The 9,227-nt window shown below is 52.0% G+C and carries 11 protein-coding genes; 2 read left to right on the top strand and 9 right to left on the bottom strand.

Annotated elements, in window-relative coordinates; translation table 11 throughout:
• Positions 1–560 (top strand): hypothetical protein (locus AB1483_14055; GenBank protein MEW6413575.1); only part of this gene is annotated, 560 nt, incomplete at its 5' end.
• Positions 561–902: 342 nt separating this feature from the next.
• Positions 903–2,183, top strand: coding sequence for a DNRLRE domain-containing protein (locus AB1483_14050; protein ID MEW6413574.1), 1,281 nt, complete (start codon positions 903–905; stop codon positions 2,181–2,183).
• Between the two features lie 114 nt (positions 2,184–2,297).
• On the opposite strand, the gene AB1483_14045 is transcribed toward AB1483_14050, so the two are convergent.
• The 9 genes from AB1483_14045 to AB1483_14005 all read right to left on the bottom strand — a co-directional run bounded on the left by AB1483_14045 (position 2,298) and on the right by AB1483_14005 (position 9,219).
• On the bottom strand, positions 2,298–2,711 hold the full coding sequence (locus tag AB1483_14045) for a DUF420 domain-containing protein (GenBank protein MEW6413573.1): 414 nt from the start codon (positions 2,709–2,711) through the stop codon (positions 2,298–2,300).
• Entirely contained in the window at positions 2,708–3,307 is a 600-nt protein-coding gene (locus AB1483_14040; GenBank protein MEW6413572.1) for an SCO family protein, read from the bottom strand. The genes AB1483_14045 and AB1483_14040 overlap by 4 nt, the downstream gene beginning before the upstream one ends.
• The gene (locus tag AB1483_14035; GenBank protein ID MEW6413571.1) at positions 3,304–4,236 is read right to left on the bottom strand and encodes a COX15/CtaA family protein; all 933 of its coding nucleotides are present in this window, start codon (positions 4,234–4,236) and stop codon (positions 3,304–3,306) included. Before AB1483_14035 ends, AB1483_14040 begins: the two co-directional genes overlap by 4 nt.
• A 99-nt stretch (positions 4,237–4,335) precedes the next feature.
• Positions 4,336–4,752, bottom strand: coding sequence for a cytochrome C oxidase subunit IV family protein (locus AB1483_14030; GenBank protein MEW6413570.1), 417 nt, complete (start codon positions 4,750–4,752; stop codon positions 4,336–4,338).
• 4 nt (positions 4,753–4,756) lie between these two features.
• Positions 4,757–5,404, bottom strand: coding sequence for a cytochrome c oxidase subunit 3 family protein (locus AB1483_14025; GenBank protein ID MEW6413569.1), 648 nt, complete (start codon positions 5,402–5,404; stop codon positions 4,757–4,759).
• The gene (gene ctaD, locus AB1483_14020; GenBank protein MEW6413568.1) at positions 5,404–7,023 is read right to left on the bottom strand and encodes a cytochrome c oxidase subunit I; all 1,620 of its coding nucleotides are present in this window, start codon (positions 7,021–7,023) and stop codon (positions 5,404–5,406) included. The genes AB1483_14025 and ctaD overlap by 1 nt, the downstream gene beginning before the upstream one ends.
• Positions 7,016–7,981 carry a cytochrome c oxidase subunit II gene (gene coxB / locus AB1483_14015; GenBank protein MEW6413567.1) on the bottom strand — a complete coding sequence of 322 codons (966 nt, stop codon included), beginning with the start codon at positions 7,979–7,981 and terminating at the stop codon, positions 7,016–7,018. Before coxB ends, ctaD begins: the two co-directional genes overlap by 8 nt.
• 6 nt (positions 7,982–7,987) lie before the next feature.
• Positions 7,988–8,857 (bottom strand): SCO family protein, encoded by an 870-nt coding sequence (locus tag AB1483_14010; GenBank protein MEW6413566.1) that lies wholly within the window; start codon positions 8,855–8,857, stop codon positions 7,988–7,990.
• Positions 8,858–8,883: 26 nt separating this feature from the next.
• Positions 8,884–9,219: a hypothetical protein gene (locus AB1483_14005; protein MEW6413565.1), complete on the bottom strand. Its 336-nt coding sequence runs from the start codon at positions 9,217–9,219 to the stop codon at positions 8,884–8,886.
• Positions 9,220–9,227 lie beyond the last annotated feature (8 nt).

Genomic DNA, 9,227 nt, shown 5'->3' with positions numbered 1-9,227 from the left:
ACCCGGACAACAACTTCGGTCTGTTGGCAAGGCTCTACACCGGCTGGCTCAACGAAACTGATATGGAAAAACAGTCGTTGCTTATGTTCGATATAGAATATGAGCCGACGACCGAGGATGGCTGCACTCGCACTATCGGATTCTGGGGAGCCTGGGATGGCTTCGGACCGCAACCCGACTCAGTAACCCAGTATCTGCCTCAGTGGCTCGGCAATGAGGGCGGGACCGAGAGTATCGCCGTCACCAATACTACCATATCCTCCGAGATCTTCGACATGGCGTGGGACAGCCCAAAGAACGGTATCATCAAACTCTACGCGCAGCTTCTGGCCGCCAAGTTGAACTTCGCCGCCGGCGCCGATGACTCCGAGGTGGCTGGTGTTGTCAGCGACGCTGATGATTTCCTGGCCGACCACGGTTATGCCGACTGGTACTCTCTCAGCAAGGATGACCAGAAAATGGTCCTCGGCTGGATGGAGACCCTCGACTACTACAACAATGGTGACATCGGACCCGGACACTGCGATGATTACAGCTACGATGACGAAGAAGAAGACTAAATCCTCACGATAACCTCACTGATATTAAAAGCCCGTGTGGATATTCCACACGGGCTTTTTTATCATGTGATAGTCCAATGCGCACCAGCTTGCCGTGCCTCACCACCGGGGGTCGCCTCGAAATCCGTTGCGCCACAATTAAATCGACTAAAACGGGTGTTTTTGTCGGATAAACCACAATAACCAGCAGTTTTCTTCCGTATAACAAAAAGCAAATCGAGATTACAGAACACACTGCGCGTCAGGGGGTGCCACATTCGGGCAACCACTCAAATATATTTTTGTAACAAAGAACGAACTGGAAGAAATCTCCACAGAAATGGGAAAAATGGGAGCTAATCTATGAGAGCATTAATCGTGTTTGTTTTGGTCGGAGCGACGGCAATATTTCTGGTAAGCTGTCAGAACGATTCCGGTCCGACAGACTCAACAATGAATTTCGCGAGTCAACCTCTGTCTTTGGGAAAATTCGATCTCCCGCAGGATGCCACGCTGGATTCGGCACGCCTGGTTATCTACGTACAGGCGGCCAATAATCAAACTGTTAACATACACCGAATAACCGGGTCATGGGACGAGGCGACGGTGACATTTAACAGCTTCGCCGGAGCATTCGATCCGACCGTAATCAATTCCTTCGTGGCCGAGAATACCGGAATGGTCTCGGTCGACATCACATCCCTTGTACAATCGTGGCTTGACAGCACCTATGAAAACTACGGCATCCTTCTGGATCAGGTTGACGAGGCCTATCCTCTGGCCGAGTATCAATCCAGGGACTCATCCACCATGTCGCCCCCTTATATCGAAATCTGTTTTAGCACCTCCGACAGCGACGGGTGTATCCAGATTGCCGACATAGGTGACGCGTACATCTGGGAAACCAACCCTGACCACAATTACGGATTCATGCCGTATCTGTTCACCGGGTGGGCCGATGAAAGTGACATGGAGCGTCAGACCCTGATTGTGTTCGGCGAAGAAACCGAGGTGCTGCCCACGGACAGCAACTGCACGCGTTCCAAGGGTTTCTGGCGTAACTGGGATGGTCTCGGTCCGCAACCTGACTCAGTCAGCCAGTATCTGCCTCAGTGGCTCGGGACTGAAGGCGGCTCGGCCAGCATCGCAGTGGAAAACACGGCAACATCGCACGAGATCCTCTCGATGAGCTGGGACAGCCGCCGAAACGGAATCATCAAACTCTATGCCCAGCTTCTGGCGGCCAAGCTGAACGTCGCGGCCGGCGCCGATGACGCGGCCGTAATGGACATCATCTCGCAGGCCGATGCCTTCCTGGCCGACCACGGTTACGGCGACTGGTACGCCCTCGACTCGGCGCAGACAAAGATGATTCTGGGTTGGAAGGACACGCTGGATGATTACAACAGCGGTCACATCGGCCCCGGTCATTGCTACTACTGGGATTACGATGATGATTACTATGACGATGACTCATCGGACTATTGCGATGATGATTCATCCGGGTACCATGATGATGACTCCTCGGGGTACGACGATGACTCGACGGAATACGACGATGATTCCACGGAATATTATGACGACGACTCGTCTGGTTACTACGATGACGACTCGACGGGTTATGACGACGGCAGCGATTCCTAAGCTGTAGGCTCAGGTCAGACACATCAGACACAAAAGCTGAAACCGGTGCGGAAATGCTCCGCACCGGTTTCCTTTCGGCCTCGCGGCCAAGGGATCGCATCAAAGGGAAATCTTCTAAAGCCTGTACAACATCAGATATACAATCACGCCGCTCACCGACACGAACATCCACACCGGCCAGACCCATCGGGCCAGCATACGATGTCTTTTGAAATTCTCACGAAATGCCAACCAGACTGTCGCGATAACGAAAGGCGTCATGACCGCCGCGAGAATCACGTGAGGTATGAGAACAGCAAAGTATACCGGTCGCGTCCAGTCGTGGTGGGGGTATGGCACCGAACCTGCGTGATAGTGATATATCGAATAACTGATTAGAAACAGCGCCGATGATACCAGTGCACCAACCATAAACCGCTTGTGTACGGTTTGCCGCCCCCGCTTTATGTTCACGTATCCAAAGGCCAACAGGGTAGCGCTGATCAAGTTGAGAGCGGCATTTAATGTAGGTAAGTCCGAAACGCTCATTTCATCTCTTTCACCAGCCGGGCAACGTGTGTTTTGAGCACTTCAATGCTCGCTTCATCGGTTCCGCTGTAGTACCCGCGGATGTTGGCATCTTTGTCCACCAGTACCCATTTGGTCGTATGTGACCCCGGCAGGTCATCCGCCGCCAGCATGAATCCCTGCTCGCTGAGTTGAACGACTGAATCTATCGGCGCCCACAGAAATACCCACCGACTATCCTTTACCCCATGGCTCTCCGCGTACGCCTGTAGCACTTTCAGCGAATCGTACGAGGGATCCACTGTTATCGACACGAACTGCACCGAGTCCGTCCCGCCGTACAACTGATACAACTCCGACATAAATCCGCTCATTATCGGGCAGGGACCCTTGCAGCGGGTGAAAATGAAATCGACTATGTTAACCTTCCCTCGCATTTCCCTCCGCCCGAACATCCCCCCGGACTGCGCGGTGAATTCGAAATCCGGGAGTTGGCCGAGCACCGGAAGGTCCGATACTGAAGTCTGTGCCTGCTTTATAACGAAGTACGCGCCTCCTGCCAGAATGACAATTACAGCCAGCAGGACCAGCGTCCGAAAAGCTGCGTTTCCCTTCACGATGCTGCCTCCCTTTTTCTAAATATGGTGTACAGCAGAAGCGCCGAGCCGACATAGAGGCTGGCCAACCAGAGATGGAAGACCTGTACTATTGGTGTCAGGTCGAGAGCTATGAAGGTCAGGCCCATAAAAAGCTGAAGAGTCGCGAGTGTGACCATTGCCACCACTGACTGGCGCATGAGGGCACTCATCCTGTCACGATATTTCCAGATTGAAAAGGCCACACCCCACGAGAAAGCTACGAGAAGCACACCAAGCACGGTGTGTATGTGATTGAGCAGGCCAACCTTGCCTATCCATTCCGCACTGGTTGATAGAGGGAATTTCCTTGCGAGGATTTCGAGCGCGGATCTTATCTGGGTGCCGAGAGCTATTTGAATAATGGCAATCACCCATAGCATCCCGAGTGAAAATATCACTCCACGCGGCGCCCTCAAAGTCAGGAACGCTTCGCGATTCTCCCGGTAGTACGCCTCCTGCGTCAGGTATATCAGCAAACTCACGATTATCAAGGCCAACGCCATGTGCACCGTCACGACGACCGGTTCGAGCTGCGATGAAATCACGACACTTCCCTGCCAGCCTTGAAAAGCCGTCAGCACGGCGGCCGCCACGGCGGGAAGGACGATGCGCGGCTGACGCCTGAAACTGCTGATGGCCCACACGGCTGTCGCGGCAATCAAAAGCCCTACAATAACTCCGGTCAGTCGATTGACATATTCAATCCACGCCAGCACGAAGTTGAATTGCGCCGGATCAATGTTCGGCGGAAGTTGCTCCACATTCGTGGGCGGAATCCATCGACCGAAACACTTAGGCCAGTCCGGGCAACCCAGTCCCGCGCCCGATACCCGGACCAGACCTCCCATAAAAATCAAAAAGTACGTCGCCAGTGTGGTAAACAGAGCGAAACGACGAAAACTCTTCATATTTTGGATCCCTTCCGGAAAGCCTCGAAAGGCCGGTTACATCGTTTCTCCGTCGCTAAAATTGCGGCACTATCTATATCATAACAATCCGGATCACCCCTATTCGGTGGTGTCCGGTACTTTGAAAGTCGAATCGGCCGTATCGTGCTTCGGAGCCTGCACGCTATCGTAAATTATCGCCTCTCGGCGAATCGGCTCCGCCTTCAACTCATCAATATCATCCCGGCGCAGGGTATCGAACATGGTCAGGACTATAAACACCGCCAGGAACACAACCGACGTCAAGAATATCACCAGGTAAATTTTGTTATCATATTTAAGATGCATAAAGAACAAGGCAACCAGCGACGCCTTCGTGGCCGCGACCAACATAGCCACAACCAGATTGTAGGGACCGAAATTGAAGAATGAGACAGTCACCGTTATCGCCGTGAGGACTATCAGCGCCGCGCCGACGCCAAGGTACAGCTTCATCGGCAAAATGTGAGGGACAGTGTGGGTTGCTTCTTTGTTCATAACTCTAACCTACCAGATAGAAAAGTGGAAACAGGAAAATCCAAATCAAATCCACCAGATGCCAGTAAAGGCCCGTCATCTCTATCGGCGTGTAATATTGCGAAGAGAATGTACGGCCCCTCGTCTTGAAAATCAGCCAGGTGATAACGGCCATCCCGCCTATAACGTGGATCCCGTGTAATCCCGTCATGAGAAAATAAACCGAAAAGAATATGTGCGGATTGGTCCCCTCTATCCCGGTAAACGTATAGAATTTGCCCGGAAGCTGCCCGAGGTGAAATTTGTGGCTGTACTCGAAATATTTGACCACCAGAAACGCCGCCGCCAGAGCCAGGGTGACAATCAGGAATATCAAGGTTTGCTTTTTCCGATCGAGCTGCATCGACCTTATCGCCAGCGCCATGGTCACCGAACTGACAATCAGCACCACCGTGTTGAGCGTCCCCAGATAAACATCGAGAAATCGATGAGCGTTATGAAAAATCTCCGGGTTCCACGATCGGTATATCGAATAGGCGCAGAACAGACCTCCGAATAAAAGCACCTCGGTCAGCAGAAATATCCACATCCCGAGTTTGGCCGACTCGCGCTGCTGTTCGACATCGCTGAAATGATGCTGCAGAAATTCAGGGTGTCCCACGGTTTGATCCATCAATCGCTCTCCGCCAGCGTGCTTCTGGGGACTATCTTGTCATAGTCGTAAGGACCGTGTTCCATGGTCGGTATTTTATCAAAATTCTCGTGCGGCGGCGGCGAAGGTGTGGTCCACTCGAAAGTTAACGCTCCCCACGGGTTCGCCCCGGCCACCTTGCCTCTGAATATGGCGTGAATCAGGTAAACGGCCATGACCACAAAACCAAGACCGAGTATCCACGACCCGAATGTCGAGAAACCGTGAAGCGGCTGGTACTGGTCGAGATAGTTGTAATAGCGGCGAGGCATTCCCTGAGAACCGAGTATAAACTGACTGAAAAAAGTGACATTGAAGCCGACAAAAATGAGGGCCACCGAAATCCTCGCCCAGAATTCGCTGTACATGCGTCCCCAGAACTTGGGCCACCAGTAGTGCAAACCACCGAGAAACGCCATCACCGTTCCACCCATCATCACGTAATGAAAATGCGCCACGATGAAATAGGTGTCATGCAGGTGCACATCCACCGACAACGCTCCGAGGAATATCCCCGTAAGGCCCCCGATGGTAAACAGAAACAAAAACGATAAGGCATACAGCATCGGCGCCTCAAGACTGATAGAACCGCGGTACATCGTGGTCACCCAGTTGAACACTTTTATTCCCGATGGTATCCCGACGAAGAAAGTCAGAAACGAAAATATCATCGCCGCCAGTTCCGACTGTCCGCTGACGAACATATGGTGCCCCCAGACGAGGAAACTTACGAAAGCGATGCCGAGCGATGAAAACGCGATGGCCTTATAGCCGAATATCTTCTTGTGACTGAACACCGATATCAGTTCGCTGATAATGCCCATACCGGGAAGAATCATGATATAAACAGCCGGGTGCGAGTAGAACCAGAAGAAATGCTGATACAGCACCGGATCGCCACCCATGGCCGGGTCGAAAATCCCGATTCCCACCACACGTTCGATTATCAATAGAATGAGGGTGATTCCGAGCACCGGCGTCGCCAGCACCTGGATTATCGCGGTAGCGTAAAGCGCCCACACAAACAGCGGCATCTTAAACCAGGTCATCCCGGGGGCGCGCAGCTTGTGAATCGTTACGATAAAATTCAGGCCGGTGAAAATCGACGAAAAGCCGAGAATGAATACCCCCAGCGTCATGGAAATTACCGATGTAGTGGTTTCGGTACTATACGGCGTGTAGAATGTCCAACCGGTATCGACCGCCCCCGTTATGATTGAGTATAGAGCGAAAAGTGACCCGAGAATATATATGTACCAGCTCGCGAGATTAAGTCTGGGGAAGGCTACATCTTTAGCGCCAATCATCAAAGGAAGGACAAAATTACCGAAAGCCGCCGGAATCGAGGGGATGATAAAAAGAAATATCATTATCGCGCCGTGCAGCGTGAAAAACTGGTTGTAAGTGTCGGCGTCAATGAGGTCCTTCCCGGGGGATAACAATTCCAGCCTGATAATCATCGCAAAGATCCCGCCGAGAAGAAAAGCGGTCATGATGGCGTAAAGATACATCAGGCCGATCCGCTTGTGGTCGCGGGTCAGCAGCCACGACTTGAGCCCTTTCGGGTCGTTCAGATAACTTTTGTCGGGAAGTTTATTCATTCTCTGTGTCCGCCTCTTCCTGCAATGACTTTATGAATTCGATCAGCGCGTCGACTTCACGGCTCTTGAGCACACCCTGATAAGTCGGCATCACCGGCGCATAGCCGGCCACCACTTTCGCCTGAGGGTTCAAAATAGACTCGCGAATATAGTTCTCGTCGATCTTGACCCGGTCGCCGCTGGCCATCAACTCCGTTTCGCCGTACTTGCCCTTAAAGCTCGGTCCGGTTCCCACTGAGCCATCGATAGAATGGCAGGTAATACAAGCTTTCGATGTGTACAGCTTCGCCCCGAATTCCTCCAGCGTCATACCCTCGCCAACCGCCGTACCGGCCTGAAGCCACTCGGCATACTCTCTTTCGGACACTACCCGAACCTTGCCAATCATCTCCGAATGGCCGGTGCCGCAAAACTCCGTACAGAACAGATTGTACTCACCGGCATTGGTGGCCTCAAACCACGTCACCGAATACCGGTTCGGCAAGACATCCATCTTGATGCGAAAGTTGGGTACGAAAAAGCTGTGGATAACGTCCTTCGAGGACATCAGAAGTTTCACCGGCTTGTCTTCGGGCACCACGATTTCGTTTACCGACGTCACTCCCTCGGGATATTCGAAGCTCCAGAACCACTTCTGGCCGGTGACTTTTATCTCTATCGCGTCTTTGGGAACAATATGCATCTTTAAATAGGTACGGAAGCCCCAGACGAAGACGATAATAATCAGAATGGTAGGGATCAGGGTCCAGGCAATCTCGAGCTTGATATTGTGATCCTTGCCATAGGTAAGCCCCGCCTCTTTCTGCCGCCGGTATCGAATGACGAAATAAGCCGACAGAAAAATGACCAGCAGAAACAGGACAATCGACGCATACAGGATGAAATTGAAAAGGGCGTCGACTTCACCCGCGATAGTGGAATGCCCTGAGGGAAGAAAGATGGTGCCCGTTGTATCCATATGTGCTTATCGCGCCTGATTCAGTGGCTTGTCCGCGCTTCGCCCCCGAGTTTTCTTGTGATGTTCCCGGTACCACAGCCCGCCCAGGAACATGGCCAATAGAACTAAAGTCAAAACACCGCCAAGCCTCATCACGTTCCCGGCAAAAACCACATAGCCCTCGGAGTCGGGATCATAGTGATAGCAGTACAGAATCAATTTATCCAGGGTCGAGCCTATCTTGCCCTCCGATGCCTCAAGCAGGGCCAGCTTCAAATCCTGCCTTTTGTAATCGATACCGTAGAGATAACGCGTGATCTTTCCATCCTCGGAAAGCAGGTAAATCACCGCCGGATGAGCATACTGCTGTTTTTTCTCGTCCCAGTAATATTTGAAGCCGAAAGCATCCGCCAGCGCTTTCGACTGGCTCTCCTCACCTGTCAAAAAGCTCCAGCCTTTCGATGCTGAGGATATCTGAAGCGACGACAGGTAGTTTTTCTTCTTGGCCGCCGCCAGCTCGTACGTCTCGCGAGGGTTGATACTCACCGTAACGATCTGATAGTCCTCGCCCGGACGCCAATCGAGGTCCTTTATCCCCTGCACGATACCGTTCAAAATGAGATTGCACAACATCGGGCACTCATAATAAGCCAGCACCATGAGCACCGGCTTATCCTGCCCGAAGTAATCGCCGATTCGAACACTGTTGCCCTCGTCGTCGGTAAACATCAGATCCATGGGGATAGTGTCGCCCAGATGTTCCTCAACGTCGATCTTCTGAAGCTGCGCCACGCTGTCCATGACAACCTGCGAACGAGCGGAACCGGCTGTCAAGATGAGAACACTTGCGGCTATAGCGAGCCATATTGTCCAATATATGATTTTGTAGCGCCCCATTTTGTTCAATTCCGGCTTCAGACCGGCTATTTCAGACCTTTGTAAGCCTCTTCGGCAATGAGTTCCATCGCCCGGCTGATTGGCACCTGATACCTGCCGGCGGTGGAATCGAGAAGTTTATAGGAATTGAGTGTCTCATCTTCCCTGGCTCGGAAGTCCCGCAGCGCCGTTGACTGCGGCTTCAACACCATATCGTACACCAGCCCCTCCTTTACCGAGATGAAATACTCGTTCAGCACCACCAGCGATATCACAATCACCAGTATGATAGCAAGACCAATCAAAACGGTCTTCTTGATATTTATATCTTTGTGTTCGTAACCGTCATTCGTGGCCTGATGTTTCACATTTTTATCATTCATCTGACACA

Source organism: Candidatus Zixiibacteriota bacterium (genome assembly GCA_040756055.1).
Lineage (GTDB): Bacteria > Zixibacteria > MSB-5A5 > GN15 > FEB-12.
This window is presented reverse-complemented; position numbering and strand designations above follow the sequence as displayed.

Coding starts and splice junctions, on each gene's coding strand:
- AB1483_14005 (MEW6413565.1), bottom strand. CDS start 9,219: ATGAATGATAAAAATGTGAAACATCAGGCCACGAATGACGGTTACGAA.
- coxB (MEW6413567.1), bottom strand. CDS start 7,981: ATGGATACAACGGGCACCATCTTTCTTCCCTCAGGGCATTCCACTATC.
- AB1483_14010 (MEW6413566.1), bottom strand. CDS start 8,857: ATGGGGCGCTACAAAATCATATATTGGACAATATGGCTCGCTATAGCC.
- AB1483_14025 (MEW6413569.1), bottom strand. CDS start 5,404: ATGGATCAAACCGTGGGACACCCTGAATTTCTGCAGCATCATTTCAGC.
- AB1483_14035 (MEW6413571.1), bottom strand. CDS start 4,236: ATGAAGAGTTTTCGTCGTTTCGCTCTGTTTACCACACTGGCGACGTAC.
- AB1483_14045 (MEW6413573.1), bottom strand. CDS start 2,711: ATGAGCGTTTCGGACTTACCTACATTAAATGCCGCTCTCAACTTGATC.
- AB1483_14030 (MEW6413570.1), bottom strand. CDS start 4,752: ATGAACAAAGAAGCAACCCACACTGTCCCTCACATTTTGCCGATGAAG.
- ctaD (MEW6413568.1), bottom strand. CDS start 7,023: ATGAATAAACTTCCCGACAAAAGTTATCTGAACGACCCGAAAGGGCTC.
- AB1483_14050 (MEW6413574.1), top strand. CDS start 903: ATGAGAGCATTAATCGTGTTTGTTTTGGTCGGAGCGACGGCAATATTT.